This window comes from Nocardiopsis codii, assembly GCF_036327455.1.
Taxonomy (GTDB): Bacteria; Actinomycetota; Actinomycetes; order Streptosporangiales; family Streptosporangiaceae; genus Nocardiopsis; species Nocardiopsis codii.
Genome location: NZ_JAUZMY010000007.1, coordinates 36,670 through 52,936, shown reverse-complemented (window position 1 = coordinate 52,936; position 16,267 = coordinate 36,670). Strand labels below are relative to the sequence as shown.

Here is a 16,267-nt window from a genome sequence, read left to right as displayed (position 1 = left end):
GGGTCCTGTTCTATGTTCAGCGGGTTCAGGCTGCCCCGGCGGTCGGACATGGGCTTACCCCGCCGTGGCAGTCGCCCCCAGCGGCCGTAGAACCCCGGCCGGGGAACCCGCCCACAGGTGGGTGCGCTCCGCGTCCACGGTCACCCCCAACTGCTCCCGGCCCGGCCGCCCCGCCCGCTCCCACTCCTGCCACGCCGTACCGACCTCCGCCCACAGGTCCCGGCCCCCGGCCCGTTCGGTGACGTAGGGGCCGCCGGCAGGTGTGTACTCGCCCAGCGCCCACGCCCCGTCCGGGGTGGCCACGTACACGGACGCCTCCCCGGCGCACTCGGGCCGGTCCTCCGACGCCTCGTAGACGGCGTACCGCAGGTCGGGCACCAGATGGCCCAACACCAGCTGCCACCCGGGGTGCTCGTAGGCGACCAGGCGGGGGTTCACCGTCGTGGTCCCGGACTGCCTGCCGGGGTCGTCCTCGTCCACCAGGTCCCGGAGACGGCGGCTGTCGGGGCGCTGGGAGCGCAACACCATGAACGGGGCCCCGCCCACGACCCTGCCGTGCGCGGTCTCGTCCTCACCGACCTCCAGCCGCACCAGCACTCCGGGGCGGGTCCCCACCTCGAACGGGGTCACGATCACCCCGCCCGGCCACGTCTGCCGCACCCAGGAGTGGGGGATGGACCCGCGGGTCGCCACGGTGGAGATCACCCGGTGGAAGCGGTCCGCGCCGAGACCGGTTTCCAGGTGCCTGGCGCCGTCCTCGTCCAGCACGGTCGGCCGGTAACCGGCGCGGTCGAGGTTGGCGACGGCGGTGGCGGCCAAGGCGCGGTCGATCTCGGCGGACACCACCGCCTTCTCTCCGAGCGCGTGACAGAGCAGCGCGGTGTTGTAGCCGGTCCCCGTGCCGATCTCCAGCACCCGGTGCCCCTCGGCGGCGTCCAACGCCTGGAGCATGGCGACCACGAGCGAGGGTTGGCTGAGACTGGAGGTCGCCGCCCGGCCCCGGCCGTGGGGTCCGCTGGGGTGGCCGTCGTCCACCTGGGTGACGAGCGCGTAGTCCCCGGCCACCCACTGCGCCCACCGCGGATCGGTGCGGGGCACTGGGCACTCCCACCCCGGGTGGGCGGGGTCGGTGGTGTACAGGGTGTCGGGAACGAACGCGATCCGGTCGACGGAGAGGACTGCGCGGTGCCACATGGTGTCGGTGAACACCCCGCGCGAGGCCAGGAGTCGGGCGAGTGCCAGCCCCGGTGTCGCGTTGCCCATCAGGTGGGCCTCTGCCCGTCTTGGGAGGGTGAGGGGAACCCTTCGGTGCCGTGGTCGTTGGGTCGGCTTCCGTCAGTGCCGCCGGAGCCTCCGCTGCCGGAGTCGGTGGGTTTGTCCGGGTTGTCGTGTCGTCCCACGGTGTCCTCCAAAAAAGGGGAAGGGCCTGCCTACCACCGGAACAGTAATCCACCATCCGGTTACTGTGAGTGGTTCTGGCTGGAAGTGGCCACCCCGCGCAAACGACCCCTCACCCTGGGACATGGAGGAGCGGGTCACCCGGTCGCCCCGGACGCGATGACCGGAGAGTCCACGAACAACCACCCCACGTGCCAGGACCGGTCAAGGGCACAAGTCCCGGTCCCGGGGCTCGGGCCTCCTCCTGTGCTCCCAGGTGCTCCGCCCACGGCTCCGCCGCCACCAGCACGGCCTTCCACCACTCCTCCTCCGGCCTCATCTCGACCAACCACTGGTACAGGCGCACGTCGGCGCGGGCGAACGCCCTGGCGCTTGCAGGCGAGGACACCTTCCACGCCTCCAGTTGCCCCACCCGCCCCCCGGCGGGACCCCGGTCGCGCCCGTGGCGCCGGCCCCGGGAGAAGATGCACGGGCGTCCCCCCGGCGGTCAAGGAGGCCCCCCATGTCCACCGCACCACCCCCGCCCCTCAGGAACTGGGCCGGGAACGTCGCCTTCGCCCACACGGCGGTGCACCGGCCCTCGACCCTCGACGAACTGCGCCGACTGGTCCGGGACAGTCCCCGGATCCGGGCTCTCGGCAGCGGCCACTCCTTCAGCAGGGTGGCCGACTCCGACCACGCACTGGTCCGCCTCGACGGCCTGCCGTCGACCGTCGACGTCGACGCCCGGGCGGGAACCGCCACGGTGGCCGCCGGCACGAGCTACGCCGACCTCTCCGCCGCCCTGCACCGCGAGGGACTCGCCCTCGCGAACATGGCCTCCCTGCCGCACATCTCCGTCGCCGGATCGTGCGCCACCGGCACCCACGGCTCCGGTGACGGTCAGCGCTGCCTCGCCGCCGCGGTCCGGGGCGTGGAGCTGGTCGGCCCGGAGGGCGACCTCGTGCGGCTGGGCCGCGACACCGACCCCGACACGTTTCCCGGCGCGGTGGTCGCCCTGGGCGCGCTCGGCGTCGTCACCCGGCTCACCCTGGACGTCGAACCCGCCTACGAGGTCGCCCAGCGGGTCCACCTCGACGTGCCCCTGGACGCGGTGGCCGAGAGGTTCGACGCGGTGTTCGGCGCCGCCTACAGCGTGAGCGCGTTCACCGACTGGAACCGGAGCACAGCCGACGTGTGGCTCAAACACCGGACCGACCTGCCCGAGCGCCCGTGGGAGGGGGGACGGCCCGCGGAGGAACCGGTGCACCCCGTCCCCGGCATGCCGGCGGGGTCCTGCACCGGGCAGCTGGGGGTCCCCGGGCCGTGGCACGAGCGGCTGCCCCACTTCCGGCCCGACGTGACGCCGAGCGCGGGCGACGAGCTCCAGTCGGAGCTGTACCTGCCGCGCGGGGAGGCGGCGAGGGCCATCGCCGCCTTGCGGGGCATCGGGCACAGGGTGGCCCCGCTCCTGCACGTCTCGGAGGTGCGCACGGTGCGCGGGGACGACCTGTGGCTGAGCCCCGCCCACGGCCGAGACTCCGTGACGTTCCACTTCACCTGGGTCAACGACGCGGAGGCGGTGGTGTCCGTCCTCGCCGAGGTGGAGGAGCTCCTGTTGCCGCTGGGCGCCAGGCCGCACTGGGGCAAGCTCACCACGCTGCCGGCCCGGGACGTCGTCGCGGGGTACGAGCGCGCGGACGACTTCGGTCGGCTGGCGCGGAGCATGGACCCCCTCGGCACGTTCCGCAACGCCTTCACCGACGCGCTGTTCCCCCGCGGCTGACAGCGGTCGGCCCCGCGACGCCGACGCGGGCGTCACGGGGCCGACCTGTGCGACCGGGGCCCCGGGAGTCCGGGGCCCCGGTCGCACCGCCGCCGCCCGTCCGCACCGCCACTGAGGGCCGTGCGGACGGGCGCAGCCGTGCCTAGTCGGTGCCGGACTCCATGGCGACGTGGTCGAGCCAGTCGTCGTCGGCGGCCTGGCCGCGGGAGGCGATCGCCTCGGCGCCGCCCTCGGGCATCGCGCCGATCAGACCTGTCGCCGCGGCCTGGGCCGCGCCGATCGACGTCGGGTGCGCGTCCGCGCTGCCGACCATGCCGATCCGGGCGTAGTCCTCCAGCTTCGCGCGGGAGTCGGCGATGTCGAGGTTGCGCATGGTGAGCTGGCCGATCCGGTCGCCGGGGCCGAACGCGGAGTCCTCCGTGCGCTCCATGGACAGCTTGTCCGGGTGGTAGCTGAACGCCGGCCCGGTCGTGTCCAGGATCGAGTAGTCCTCACCGCGGCGCAGCCGCAGGGTCACCTCGCCGGTGACGGCGGTGCCCACCCAGCGCTGAAGCGACTCGCGCACCATGAGCGCCTGCGGCTCCAGCCAGCGGCCCTCGTACATCAGACGGCCGAGGCGCCGACCGTCGTTGTGGTAGCTGGCGAGGGTGTCCTCGTTGTGGATGGCGTTGACCAGCCGCTCGTAGGCCGCGTGCAGGAGGGCCATGCCCGGCGCCTCGTAGATGCCGCGGCTCTTGGCCTCGATGACCCGGTTCTCGATCTGGTCCGACATGCCCAGGCCGTGCCTGCCGCCGATGGCGTTGGCCTCCAGCACCAGCTCCACGGCGGTGGCGAACCTGTGGCCGTTGATGGTCACCGGCCGGCCCTGCTCGAAGCCGATCGTGACGTCCTCGGGCGCGATCTCCACCTCGGGGTCCCAGAACCGGACGCCCATGATGGGGTCGACGATCTCGATGCCGGTGTCGAGGTGTTCGAGGGACTTGGCCTCGTGGGTGGCGCCCCAGATGTTGGCGTCGGTGGAGTAGGCCTTCTCCGTGCTGTCCCGGTAGGGCAGGTCGCGCTCGGCCAGCCACTCGGACATCTCCTTGCGGCCGCCGAGCTCGTTGACGAAGTCGGCGTCGAGCCACGGCTTGTAGATGCGCAGGGAGGGGTTGGCGAGCAGGCCGTAGCGGTAGAACCGCTCGATGTCGTTGCCCTTGTAGGTGGAGCCGTCGCCCCAGATCTGCACGCCGTCGTCGAGCATGGCGCGGACCAGCAGGGTGCCCGTGACGGCCCGGCCGAGCGGGGTGGTGTTGAAGTAGGTGCGTCCGCCGGAGCGGATGTGGAACGCGCCGCAGGCCAGGGCGGCGAGCCCTTCCTCGACCAGCGCGGCGCGACCGTCGACCAGCCGGGCGACCTCAGCGCCGTAGGCGTTGGCGCGACCGGGCACCGAGGCGATGTCGGGCTCGTCGTACTGGCCGATGTCGGCCGTGTAGGTGCACGGGACGGCGCCCTTCTCGCGCATCCACGCGACGGCCACGGAGGTGTCGAGGCCTCCGGAGAAGGCGATTCCGACACGTTCGCCGACAGGAAGGGAAGTGAGTACCTTGGACATGAAAATAAGTATGCAGAAAAATGAATGAACATGCAAAACGGGGCGGCGTCGACACCGCCGATGTGGTCGTTCTCATGCCGGGGGGGGACCGGTCGCGGCCACCCGGAGGCCGCGCTCCGGCACCCCGCAGACGCGGGGCACCGGACGCCGGGCACCGGAGGCGGGGCACGGGAGTGCAGGGCGCCGTTCGAGGCTCAGCCCCCGCCCCCGTGCCCCCGTGCCCCGGGTCACCGGTCCGGCCGCAGATGCCTCCAGCGCACCGGATCGAAACCCACCGAGGAGGGCCTTCCGCGGAGGGAGGACCCCGGCAGGTCGCGCGGACCGCCGCACTCCAGCACCAGCATCTCCTCGTCCCCGGGGTCGAACGCGTAGTCCACGCGCTCCACCCGCGAGGGGACGCCGTACCCGGCCAGCATCTCCCGCATGCGGTCCAGCGCCGGGTACCGCTTGTGGCTCGTGTGCAGGAACAGGGGGTACAGGCGCACCTGCCCGCGGGACACCCGCACCAGTTCGAGCAGCGCGTCCCGGTGGAAGTCCTCATCCATCTGCTCCCCGTAGGAGAACAGCAGGTGGGAGCTGAGCACCAGGTCGAAGGCGCGGTCGGCGAACGGCAGGTTCGGCAGGGAGCCCAGGACGTACCGCCCCGGCCTCGCCGCGATGTCCGCGGTGAAGTCCCGTGCGGACCGCGAACGCAGCCGCGTGTACCGGCGGGGACCGCCGAACCACGTCCACACGAAGTCCTCCGCGCGCCCGACCACCTCCGCGTGCCTGTGCTCGTTCTCCCGCAGGGCCAGCGGCCCCAGCGCCTCCCGTCCCGGACCGTACTGGGGGTCCACGGCCACGGCGTCCGTGCCCCGGGCCCCGGCGCCCGCCACGAAGCTCGCGGCGCCGCCGGGACAGTCCAGGATCCGCAGGGACAGGTCGTGCTCCGAGAGCGCGAACATCGCCCGGTACTCCTCGAAGGTGCGCGCGCTGATGAACACCCCGGTCACCCCCGCCCGACGAAGGGCATCGACGTCGGCAGCACCGTCAGGAACTGCACGTTGGCCTCCAGGGGCATCGACGCCATCAACAGCAGGGCCTCGGTGAACCTTTCCACCGGGATCGTCGGCTCCACGGCCATCGTCCCGTCGGCCTGCATGGCGGGCGGCTGCGGGCCGCCGTCCACCGGGGCCACGTTGCCCACGTCGATCTGCCCGCAGGCGATGCCGTGCGCGCGCCCGTCCAGGGACAGCGCCCGGGTGAGGCCGAGGACCGCGTGCTTGGCCGTGGTGTAGGCGACGGAGTTCGGCCGCGGCGAGTGGGCGGACGGCGCCCCGTTGTTGATGATGCGCCCGCCCGGGGGCGACTGCTCCCGCATCGAGCGGAACGCCTCCCGGGCGCACAGGAAGGTCCCGGTGACGGTGGTGTCCACGATCCGGTGCCAGTCCTCCAGCGCCACCTCCTCCACCGGTGTGCGCGGCACGGCCGCGCCCGCGTTGTTGAACAGCAGGTCCACCCGGCCGAACCGCGCGCGGACCGCGGCGAACAGAGACTCCACCTCCACGGGGCTGCGGATGTCGGTCGGCACGGCCAGGACGCGGTCGGCGTCCCGGCCGGCGAGGGCGACGGTCTCCTCCAACGCCTCCTTGCGGCGCCCGGCGACCGCCACCGACCACCCGTCCGCGAGCAGGGCCAGTGCGCTCGCACGCCCCAGGCCGCTGCCGCCCCCGGTCACCACGGCGGTCCCGCGGCCCCGCGCACGGTCCTCCCCGCGGGCGCTCACCGGCTTCCCGTGTTCATCCACGCCCGGAGCACGCGCCGCGCGCGGGGGCCCGGCTCGTCCACGTAGGGCGAGCGCCCGTGCAGGACCCGGCTGTTGCGGATGAGCAGCAGGTCGCCCGCCGCCAGCCGCAGACCGAAGGCGATCTCCGGCCGGTAGAGGACCTCGTCGAGCACGTCGAGCGCCTCCCACTGGCGCGCGGTCAGGGGCGGACCGCCCCTCTCCGGGGAGGTGCGAACGGTGCGCGTCTGGTAGTAGCAGCCCACCGTCCCGTCCTTCTGGGTGAACAGGATCGGGGAGACGATGACCTGCTGGCCGGCCCGCCCGGTCCGGTCGAAGGTCCAGTCCTCCTCCAGCGTCGCCAGGACGTCCGGGCGCTCGCGCCCGATGATCTCCCGCACGTACCGGGCGCTCGCCAGCTTGGTGTCGCCGCCGCCCAGCACCGCGGGCTGGAGGCAGAGCAGGACGAGCACGTCGCAGGTGTCGCAGTGGAACCCCAGCTCGGTGGCCCCGTCCCCGTCCCGGTCGCGGAGCACCTGCCACAGGTCGCCCTGGGCGTTCTGCGGGATGACCTCCCCGAAGTCCCCCAGCACGAAGGACAGGGCCCGCACGATCTCCTCGCCGTCCGCGGAGGCGTCCATCAGGTTGGGGACGTGGGCGAAGCCCACCGAGCGGATGCTCTCCTCCGTGGAGGCGCGGAGCCCGTCGCGCACGTGGGCTGCCCCGTTCCACCTCCCGGCGACGGCGTCCGTCCACAGCAGCTTCCGGTCCTCGTCGCCGAGCGGCCGGGACCACAGCGCCCGACGCGAATCCAGGGTCGTGCTGCCCCAGCCGATCTCTGTCACAGTGTCATCGCTCATGGTGAGGATCGTTCCCTTCGTCGTGAACATCGGCACCGGGTTCCGGCAGGAAGCCGACACCGGCGGCCCATTCCATGGCGGCGGACCACCACTCGGGTGTCGGAGGGGCGAAGCGCACGCCGACGCGGTCGAGCGCGGCCGTGGTGGAGGAGCTGTCGACCACGACGTTGCGGTCCTCCAGCTGCGACCACGCCGAGGCCAGCCGCGCGGCGGTCGGCCTGGTCCGCTCCACCCCGGCCAGGGCGGCGGCGAACCCGTCGTCGCCGGTCAGCGCGATCGGGTGGCCCATGCCGACGAGCCACGCCACGAGCTCGTCGTGGGGCACCGTGTGCGGCGTCTCCACGTGGTAGGTGCCGGGGGCCGCGTACGGGTGCGTCACGATCGCCGCGATCCCCGCCGCCACGGTGTCGACGTGGGAGAACGCGAAGGACTCCGTAGGGCGACTCGGCGCCGCTCCCGCCAGGACGTAGCCGCGGACCAGCTGGTAGACCCTGTTGTCCTCCACGTTGGCCTGGAAAGCCCCCGTCCTGCTGTGCGCCGCGACGTGGCCGCTCCGGTGGACGTAGCACTGGCGCCCCGACGCGGCCCAGGAGCGGACGGCCTCCTCGGCCGCGAACTTGGTCCTCTCGTAGGGGGTGCGGAACCCCTGGCCGATCCGCAGGTCGGCCTCGCTGAACCGGCGGGCGGGCCCGTCCACCCCGCCGGCGACCGCGAGGGTCGAGAGGTGGTGGAGCCTGGCGCCGGGGACCTCGGCGTCGATCCACCCGAGCAGCCGGCGCACCGCGGTGTCGTTGGTCCGTTCCAGGTCGGCGGGCGGGGCCACGAGGCGCACGTCCGCGGCCGCGTGCACGACCACCTGGGCCCCGCGCACCCGGGCCAGGCCCTCCCGGGACAGGCCCAGGCCCTCGCGGTCGATGTCGCCCGCGACCACGTCGAACCCGCCCCGCCCCGCCCCGTGCCCGTCCGGGCCGGGGGAGAGCCGCAGGGCGGCGTCGGCGTCGCGTTCGCCGCGCACCAGGCACGTGACCCGCGCTCCCCGCGCGACGAGTTCGGCCAGCAGGTGCCTGCCCACGTAGCCGGTGGCGCCGGTGAGCAGCACCCGCGTCGGCTCGCCCAGGACCCGGACGCGCGGCGCGGGAGGGGCGGTGCCCGTGTACAGCAGCCGCCCGGAGGTCGAGACGGGGGACCTGGTGTGCGGCAGGGGAGTGGCGCCCGCCTCGGCCGCGACGGCCCGGCCGAAGGACGCGACGACGCCGTGCGCCGCGTCGTGGGACAGCCGCGGCCACGCGTACACGAGGTCGGTCACCAGCCTCCCCTCGACGATGCGGGCGGTGAGGCGCATCCGGTAGAGGGGGTCCCCGCCGGCGCAGCGGGCCGCCCCGCCCGCCTCGGGCGCGACGGACCATCGCAGCGTCGGTTCGTCGGGCAGCTCGAACGTGCCCAGGAAGTTGAACCCGACCTCGGGGCGCGGCCCCGCCGTGTCCATCGGCAGTTCCGGCGCCTCCCGCACACGGCGCTCGACCTCGCGCACCCGCGCGGCCGGGGTGTCCGCGCCTGCCGCGTGGCCGTCCGGTCCCCGGAGGGCCGTGGCGGCGACCGCGCCGCCGTCCCGGTCGGTCCGCCCGTCGCGGCGGGCCCTGGCGGTGGAGCCCGTGGTCGCCGCGCGGACGGCCCGGACGGGATGGTCGACGACCACGTGCTTGACGGCCGTGAACCATCCGACGGTGTCCATGTGGTCCCCGCCCGCGCCTGTGGTGTCGCGGCCGTGGGTCTCCACCTCCACCCCGAGGCGGGACCGGCCGCTCCAGCGCAGGGCGGCCTCGGCGAGGGCCGACAGAAGGAACGCCTCCAGGCGCTGCGCGCGCCCGTGGCGCCGGACGAGCCGGGCGGTGGCGCTCTCGTCCAGGGCCCAGGTGAGGGCCACCGGTTCGGTGTCCCCGGCCGTGCCGCCCGACCCTGCCGACCTCTGCGCGCCGCCCGTCGCTCCGGTGCCGCCTGCGCGGTGAGGGCCACCGGCGGCGTCCTCTGCGGGCTCCGGCACACCGGGAGCGGGCGGCGCCGTCGCCGCCCACCGGTAGAAGTCGGCCGTGGGAGGCAGGTCGGCCGCCCGCCCCGAGACCGCCGCCCTGTAGGCGTGGGCGAGGTCGTCGAGCAGGATCCGCCAGGACAGGCCGTCGCTCGCCAGGTGGTGGACGATCACCGCGAGCCGGTCCTGGACGCCGTGCCCGCCGGAGAAGAGGTGGATCCGGATCAGGCGTCCGGCCTGCGGGTCCAGCCCGCGTTGCAGCTCCGAGCACGTGGCCTCGACCGCCTCGGCGAGGTGGCCCGTGGTGCGCGGCAGGGACGAGAAGGTCACCGCCTCCACGTCCTCGGCGGGGCGGGGGAGCCCGGGGCCGTCCGGTCCCACCGGCTGCCGCAGCGCCGGGTGGCGCCGCAGCACCTCCTCCACCGCGGCCGAGAGCGCCGCGGGCTCCACGGACACCCCGCACCGCAGGACGGCGGACTGGTTCCAGTGCCGGTGGTCCCCGATCCGCTGCCGGAACAGCCAGCGCTGGGCCGGGGCGAGCCGCCCCGTGCCGTCCCCCTCCTGGGCGGCGGGTCCGCCGCCGTCCGCGCCGTCGCCCGCCCGGCGGGCGACGGACGCCAGGAGCATCGGGGTCGGGCTCCGGTAGAAGTCCTCGAACGCGACGCGGTACCCCGACCTCCGCAGCAGCGTGACCGTGCGCATGGCGAGGATCGAGTCTCCCCCCAGCGCCAGGACGTCGGCGTGCGGATCGACGAAGGGCAGGCCCAGCGCGCTCGCCCACAGCTCGGCGACCGCCCGGACCACGGGCATCTCGATCCGCTCCGGCACGGCCTCCCGGCCGGGCGCCGCCCTCGACGCCCCGCCCTCCAGGACCCCGTCCACGACCGCGGCGAGGCGTTCGCGGTCGAGCTTGCCGTTGGGTCCGGTCGGGAAGTCCGGCAGTGCGACGATCGGCTGCGGGACCGAGTAGCCGGGCAGGCGGTCGTGCAGGTGGGAGCGGAGCGCGTCGAGCGTCCCGTCCCCGTCGTCCCCGCCCGCGGTGCGCACCGCGGCCAGGAGCTGCCCTCCCGACGCGGTCTCCCGCACGAACACCGCCGACTGGCTGACCCCGGGGAACTCGCCGATCACCCACTCGACCTCGGCCGGGTCGACCCGGAAGCCCCGGATCTTGACCTGGCGGTCGGTCCGGCCCGTGAAGACGAGGTTGCCGTCCGGCCGGCGGCGGCACGTGTCGCCCGTCCGGTACATCCGCTCCCCGCCGTGCCGGACGAAGCGGAGCGCCGTCTCGTCGGGGCGGCCGAAGTAGCCCGCGGTGACCCCCCGCCCGCCGATGAGGAGTTCCCCCTCCACACCGTCGGGCACGGGGAGGCCGTCGGGGCCGACCAGGAAGAGGCCGACCTCGCCGATCGCCGTGCCGACGGGGACCGACGCCTCGTCCGCGGGCAGGTCGGCGGGGGACGCGGCGACGAAGCAGGTCGCGCCGATGGTCGTCTCCGTCGGACCGTAGTGGTTGACCACCCGGTCCGCCACGCCCCCGGAGAGGAGGTCGGCGGCGAGGGGGCGGGGCAGCGTCTCCCCGCCCAGGAGGAGCGTGCGCAGGGGTGTGCTCCCGGTCGGCCGGCCCTCCAGCAGCGCCGTCAGGTGCGACGGCGTCGTCTTGAGGACCGACACCCCGGCGGCGTCCAGGGATGCCCAGAACGCCTCCGGGTCGCGGGTCTCGTGGTCGGGCACCACGTGCACCGACCCGCCGGTCGCGAGGGCGAGCAGCCACGAGGTGTGGCCGAGGTCGGCGGCCATGGTCGTGACGTGTGCGACGCACGGCGCGTCGGCGCGGGTGAGCCCGAGGCGCCGCCGCAGCGAACGGGCGTAGTGCACGGCGTTGGCGTGGGTCACGGCGACGGCCTTCGGCTCCCCGCTCGAACCCGAGGTGAAGGACAGGTAGGCCGCGTCCGCGTCCGGTTCGGTCTCCGGGGCGGTGGCCGGCACGGGCGGGTCGACCGGCCCCGCCGCGGCCAGCGCGTCCACGTCCAGCACCTCGGTGCGGTACCCCCCGGGGGCGAGCACCGCGCCGTCGGTGCTGAGCACGTGCCGCACGGAGACGGAGTCCAGCCGCGCGCGCACGTCGGCCGCGCTCCACGACGGGTCGACGAGCACCGCGGCCGCGCCGGAGCGCAGGACGCCGTACAGCAGCGCGCACACCCGGCCGTCGCGGGGGCCGAGCACGGCGACCCGGTCTCCGCGGCCGGCGCCGAGTCCGTGCAGGTGGGCCGCGACGCGACCGGCCGCGGTGTGGAGCGCGCGGTAGTCGAGGGAGCGGACACCGTCGCTCAGCGCGGGCCGGTCGGGGTGGGACCGGGCCCTGCCGGCGAGCAGGTCGTGGAGCGAGAGCGCGGGACGCATCGTACGGGTCAAGGGTGTGGGTCTCCGGTTCGCGCGGTGGCGGGGCGGGGGTGGCGGTTCGGGTCGGGGACGGGGGAGCCGGCGACGAACGCCTCCACCCCCTCCCCGGGGGACAGGCGCCCGGCCAGCTCCCAGGCGATCATGCGGTGCAGGCCGTCCAGATGGATGAGGCCGGTGCGGACGCGCAGGTCGCCGTAGTCGGAGTGCGGCACGGGGCGGGTGCTCAGGTAGACGGGGGTGAGGGGCGCGCGCCGGAACAGCTCCAGCTTCTCCGCGCAGAGCGGGTTGGCCTCGGCCATCCCCGCGCCGCCCGCGCGGACCCGCTCCGCGGCCTCGCCGACCGTCAGGCCGGACCGGGGCACCAGCTCGACCCCGCCGCCCTCGCTGAGGTGCCAGGGGAGGACGACGCCGAGGACCTCCTCCCGCGTCAGCCGGACCCTGGACCAGGAGCCGAGCAGTGCGTGGGCCATGGCCAGGGCCTGGTCCCCGTCGCGGTTGGAGTTGGCCGCGTGGGACCGGTCGGCGGGGTGGTCGCGCAGGTACACCGCCCGCACCCGGTCGAACGCGACCGGGCGGACGGCCCTCACGCGGAGGCCCCCCGTTCGGCCGCCGTGTACTCGGTGAAGTGCCGGGCCGAGAACAGCTCGGGCCACCGCCCGCCGCCCAGGCCCAGTTCGCGGGCGCGCGAGAGCATGTACCGCCAGTAGGGCTTCACCGGTTGCCACCTCGCCCCCGCCTGGCAGTACGAGGCGTCGACGAAGTAGCGGGGCCGGGAGGGGCCGGGCCGGGCGGGTCTGCGGGCGTGGAACAGCGCGGAGTTCATCAGCACGGTCGAACCGGCCGGGAGGCGGTCGATGACGACCTCACCCGGCAGCTCCGCGGTTCCCAGGTGGGCGCGCGCCGTCTTGTCCGCGTGTTCGAGGTGGGATCCGGGCAGGACCGTGAGGCTTCCGACGGTCCCGTCGAGGCCGCCGAGGTAGTGCAGGGCGTGGACCATGAGCAGACCCGGGTCCTCCCGGTCGTTGGACTCGTGGTCGTGGTGCCAGGGCTTGCCGGTGGTCGCGGTCCCGTGCCTGTCGCTGTGCAGGTGGTGGAAGACGAAGGAGGGGCCCATGAGTTCGGACAGGACGTCCATCAGCGGCTCGTGGGTGAGGAGCTGGCCGTGGGCGGGCAGTTCCAGCTCCAGCACCGGGGGCGGGCCGTACGTGTCCGGGTCGAGGCAGGCGGCGATCGACCGGTCGCGCAGCCCCTCGTCCACCCAGCGGTCGACCTCGGGCACGAGGCGGTCGAGCAGGGGGCGGGAAAGCAGACCCGGGAGGACGAGGTATCCGGATTCGGCGAACTGTTTCCGCCGTGCGGTGACGGTATCGCCTTCCTGGGTAAACGTGTGCATCAAGATATGGCCCCTGTTTCGCAGGTGGGTGGTGGCCGTTCGCGGGGCGCGGGCGGGGGCTCGCGCGGATATCGATCATGGACCGGTAGTGCGCAGGTGGGCGGTGGTCGGCTCGGCGTGCTTCCGGTGAAATGATCGTGGAGAACGGCAGGAGAGGGAGGTCGTCGGGAGTGCCGCCGGGGTGAAGGTCGGCAGTATCAGTTTCCATTTGGCGCGTGCGATGTCAAGGGAAACCGGGAAATGCCGCTATCTCCGGCCGTGATGTCGTCCTCCGGTGCTGATCAGAGCGTTGATCCACGAGATTCGAGGGATTCCCTGTTCTCGGTTCGCGGTCCGTGATAATGGCGCGGGTGTGCCGATCCGTGGACGGTCGGTGTTCATTCCCCGGTGTGCGGAAGTGTTTTCGTGGCGCGTCGCAGGTGGGGAGGTGGACCACCGGGATCGGGGCATCGCGAAACGCGGAGAATCCCTTTTGTCAAGGATTGCGTGTTGTCAGGGGATTTCCCGGAGGGGTGGGAAAGAGGGCAGTGCCGCCGGGAGCCCGGGGCCATGGGGGAGCGAGTTGCCCTTGGGTGCGATGTGAAAAAAGGGAAATGGAAAGGCCGAACGGCGCGCTGCCCGTCCGGCCTCTGCGGGGTGGCGGGGTAGCCGGCCGCCCGGGGCGGCCCTACCGCTCCCCGTCCGGCTCGGCCCCCGGCACGGGGGTGACGTGGTCCTGCGCCCACTCCACGAGCGGGAGCAGCAGGTCGGTCACCCGGCGCCCGTCGGCGGTGAGGCTGTAGACCACGTGCGGGGGGACCACCGGCCTGGCGTCGCGCAGGACCAGCCCGTCGGCCTCGAAGGTGCGCAGGGTCTGGGCGAGCATCTTCTCGCTGATGCCGCCGATGGCGCGCAGCAGACCGCTCCAGCGCAGCGGCCCCCTGGACAGGGAGATCAGGACGAGCACCCCCCACTTGCTGGTGATGTCGCCCAGCAGCCGCCGCGAGGGGCAGCCGGGGGACAGGACCTCCCCGCGCAGCAGCGGACCCGCGTGACTCTTCTCCGGCGTCGTCATGACCAGACCTTACCAAAAGGTGGGTACCTCACTTAAAGGTGTGTACATGACTTCTGGAATGCTCCGAAGAGCAGGCCGGTTACCACCCCACGAAGGTCGGGAACCCCCCGGCCCGCGATCGGAAGGACCCGCATGTCCGTCGTCATCACCGGTGCCACCGGCCACCTCGGCCGCCTCGTCGTCGCCGACCTCCTGGCCCACGGCCACCCCGCCGACCGGATCATCGCCACCGGCCGTGACACCGACAGGCTGGCCGCGCTGGCCGCGACCGGTGTGCGGACCGCGCGCGTCGACCTCGACGACCCGGAGGCGCTCGGGGCCGCCTTCCGGGGCGCCGACACCCTCCTCCTGATCTCCGGCAGCGAGGTCGGCAGGCGCGTGGTCCAGCACACCAACGCCGTCGAGGCGGCCGAGGAGGCCGGGATCGGGCACATCGTCTACACGAGCGCGCCCAGGGCCACCGACACCACCCTCGTCCTGGCCCCCGAGCACAAGGCCACGGAGGAGGTCCTCGCCGCCTCCGGCATCCCCGCCACGATCCTGCGCAACGGCTGGTACAACGAGAACTACGAGCAGCAGATCGGCCGGGCGCGCGAGAGCGGAGCCGTCATCGGCAGCGTCGGCGGGGGCCGGGTCGCGAGCGCCTCCCGGCAGGACTTCGCGGAGGCCGCCTCAGCCGTCCTGCGCGACCCGCGGGCCCACGCGGGCGCCGTGTACGAGCTGTCCGGCGACACCGCCTGGACCTACCCGGAACTGGCCAGGGACCTCGGCGAGGTGCTCGGCCGCGAGGTCGTCTACCAGGACCTCACCCCCGAGGAGCACCTGGCCGCGCTGACCGGCGCCGGGCTGGACGAGGGCACCGCCGCGTTCGTCGTCGCCCTGGACGGCAACATCCGGGACGGGGAGCTCGACGCCACCAGCGGCGAGCTGTCCCGCCTGATCGGCCGACCGACCACGCCGCTGGTCGAAACCCTGCGAACCCTGGCCTGACACCCGCGGGGCGCCCCGGGGGCGGGCCGCGCCGTCCGTCGCCCGGGGCGGCCCCGCGCGACCGCGCCGCCGGGGTGCGGCCCTCCCGGCGACACCCCGATAGATGCGGTTGCGTAAAGACGGCGTGCGCAACTATCTTCGTGTCCCGCGCTCCGGCGTCCCGGAGCGGCGTCGCGACGGTAGGGAGCAGCCCGCATGCAGATCGACCTGGCCGGCAGGACCGCCCTGGTGACCGGATCCACCCAGGGGATCGGAGCCGCCATCGCGCTCGGACTGGCCCGGTCCGGCGCCAGGGTCGCCGTCAACGGCCGCACGGCGGAGTCCGTCGGGCGGGCGCTCGAACGCCTGGGCGCGGAGCTCCCCGGCGCCGACCTGGTCGCCGCCCCCGGGGACATCGCCACCGACGAGGGCGCGCGCCGGGTCCTCGACGCCGTGGAGCACACCGACATCCTCGTCAACAACCTCGGCATCTTCGGCGCCCGGCCCGCACTGGAGGTGGGGGACGACGAGTGGCGCCGCTACTTCGAGGTCAACGTCCTCACGGCGGTGCGCATGACGCGCGCCTACCTCCCGGGCATGGTGGAGCGGGCCTGGGGGCGGGTGCTCAACATCGCCAGCGACTCCGCCGTGGTCGTCCCCGCCGAGATGATCCACTACGGAGTGACCAAGACGGCCCTGCTCTCGGTGTCCCGGGGCTTCGCCAAGGAGGCCGCGGGCACGGGCGTCACGGTCAACTCCGTGATCGCGGGCCCCACGCACACCGGCGGCGTGGAGGACTTCGTGTACGAACTCGTCGACAGGGACCTGCCGTGGGACGAGGCCCAGCGCGCCTTCATGCGGGAGCACCGGCCGCAGTCCCTCCTCCAGAGGCTGATCGAACCGGAGGAGATCGCGAACATGGTCGTCTACCTGAGCTCGCCCCTGGCCTCCGCCACCACGGGTGGCGCCCTGCGCGTCGACGGAGGGTACGTCGACTCGATCCTTCCCTGAGGCCCGCGGCCCCGGAGAGGGGCGGGGACACGGGC

At 74.0% G+C, this 16,267-nt stretch carries 12 protein-coding genes; 3 read left to right on the top strand and 9 right to left on the bottom strand.

Annotated elements, in window-relative coordinates:
- Nucleotides 1–54 precede the first annotated feature (54 nt).
- Entirely contained in the window at nt 55–1,263 is a 1,209-nt protein-coding gene (locus Q8791_RS09030) for an rRNA adenine N-6-methyltransferase family protein (protein WP_330091161.1), read from the bottom strand.
- Between the two features lie 637 nt (nt 1,264–1,900).
- On the opposite strand from Q8791_RS09030, the gene Q8791_RS09025 reads away from it, so the two are divergent.
- A complete protein-coding gene (locus tag Q8791_RS09025; protein ID WP_330091160.1) occupies nt 1,901–3,163 on the top strand; it encodes an FAD-binding protein in 1,263 nt (420 codons plus the stop codon).
- A gap of 142 nt (nt 3,164–3,305) precedes the next feature.
- Here Q8791_RS09025 and argG read toward each other — a convergent pair whose 3' ends face one another.
- The 8 genes from argG to Q8791_RS08985 form a co-directional block, all read right to left on the bottom strand.
- The gene (argG, locus tag Q8791_RS09020; protein WP_330091159.1) at nt 3,306–4,757 is read right to left on the bottom strand and encodes an argininosuccinate synthase; all 1,452 of its coding nucleotides are present in this window, start codon (nt 4,755–4,757) and stop codon (nt 3,306–3,308) included.
- Nucleotides 4,758–4,984: 227 nt separating this feature from the next.
- Entirely contained in the window at nt 4,985–5,740 is a 756-nt protein-coding gene (locus tag Q8791_RS09015) for a methyltransferase (protein WP_330091158.1), read from the bottom strand.
- A 5-nt stretch (nt 5,741–5,745) separates the two neighbouring features.
- Complete coding sequence (locus tag Q8791_RS09010; protein ID WP_330091157.1) at nt 5,746–6,522, bottom strand: SDR family oxidoreductase; 777 nt, start codon at nt 6,520–6,522, stop codon at nt 5,746–5,748.
- Nucleotides 6,519–7,379 (bottom strand): TauD/TfdA family dioxygenase, encoded by an 861-nt coding sequence (locus Q8791_RS09005; protein ID WP_330091156.1) that lies wholly within the window; start codon nt 7,377–7,379, stop codon nt 6,519–6,521. Before Q8791_RS09005 ends, Q8791_RS09010 begins: the two co-directional genes overlap by 4 nt.
- Nucleotides 7,369–11,817, bottom strand: coding sequence for an amino acid adenylation domain-containing protein (locus Q8791_RS09000; RefSeq protein ID WP_407941977.1), 4,449 nt, complete (start codon nt 11,815–11,817; stop codon nt 7,369–7,371). Before Q8791_RS09000 ends, Q8791_RS09005 begins: the two co-directional genes overlap by 11 nt.
- On the bottom strand, nt 11,814–12,392 hold the full coding sequence (locus tag Q8791_RS08995) for a DUF6309 family protein (RefSeq protein WP_330091155.1): 579 nt from the start codon (nt 12,390–12,392) through the stop codon (nt 11,814–11,816). Before Q8791_RS08995 ends, Q8791_RS09000 begins: the two co-directional genes overlap by 4 nt.
- Nucleotides 12,389–13,198 carry a phytanoyl-CoA dioxygenase family protein gene (locus Q8791_RS08990; protein WP_330091154.1) on the bottom strand — a complete coding sequence of 270 codons (810 nt, stop codon included), beginning with the start codon at nt 13,196–13,198 and terminating at the stop codon, nt 12,389–12,391. The genes Q8791_RS08995 and Q8791_RS08990 overlap by 4 nt, the downstream gene beginning before the upstream one ends.
- Before the next feature lie 667 nt (nt 13,199–13,865).
- Entirely contained in the window at nt 13,866–14,252 is a 387-nt protein-coding gene (locus Q8791_RS08985; RefSeq protein ID WP_330091153.1) for a winged helix-turn-helix transcriptional regulator, read from the bottom strand.
- A 132-nt stretch (nt 14,253–14,384) separates the two neighbouring features.
- Between Q8791_RS08985 and Q8791_RS08980 the strand changes: the two genes are divergently transcribed.
- Together Q8791_RS08980 and Q8791_RS08975 are read left to right on the top strand one after the other, a co-directional pair.
- Nucleotides 14,385–15,242 (top strand): SDR family oxidoreductase, encoded by an 858-nt coding sequence (locus tag Q8791_RS08980; RefSeq protein ID WP_330091152.1) that lies wholly within the window; start codon nt 14,385–14,387, stop codon nt 15,240–15,242.
- Between the two features lie 195 nt (nt 15,243–15,437).
- Nucleotides 15,438–16,232: an SDR family NAD(P)-dependent oxidoreductase gene (locus Q8791_RS08975; RefSeq protein WP_330091151.1), complete on the top strand. Its 795-nt coding sequence runs from the start codon at nt 15,438–15,440 to the stop codon at nt 16,230–16,232.
- Nucleotides 16,233–16,267 lie beyond the last annotated feature (35 nt).

Coding starts and splice junctions, on each gene's coding strand:
- Q8791_RS08985 (WP_330091153.1), bottom strand. CDS start 14,252: ATGACGACGCCGGAGAAGAGTCACGCGGGTCCGCTGCTGCGCGGGGAG.
- Q8791_RS08975 (WP_330091151.1), top strand. CDS start 15,438: ATGCAGATCGACCTGGCCGGCAGGACCGCCCTGGTGACCGGATCCACC.
- Q8791_RS09005 (WP_330091156.1), bottom strand. CDS start 7,379: ATGAGCGATGACACTGTGACAGAGATCGGCTGGGGCAGCACGACCCTG.
- Q8791_RS08990 (WP_330091154.1), bottom strand. CDS start 13,198: ATGCACACGTTTACCCAGGAAGGCGATACCGTCACCGCACGGCGGAAA.
- argG (WP_330091159.1), bottom strand. CDS start 4,757: ATGTCCAAGGTACTCACTTCCCTTCCTGTCGGCGAACGTGTCGGAATC.
- Q8791_RS08980 (WP_330091152.1), top strand. CDS start 14,385: ATGTCCGTCGTCATCACCGGTGCCACCGGCCACCTCGGCCGCCTCGTC.
- Q8791_RS09030 (WP_330091161.1), bottom strand. CDS start 1,263: ATGGGCAACGCGACACCGGGGCTGGCACTCGCCCGACTCCTGGCCTCG.
- Q8791_RS09025 (WP_330091160.1), top strand. CDS start 1,901: ATGTCCACCGCACCACCCCCGCCCCTCAGGAACTGGGCCGGGAACGTC.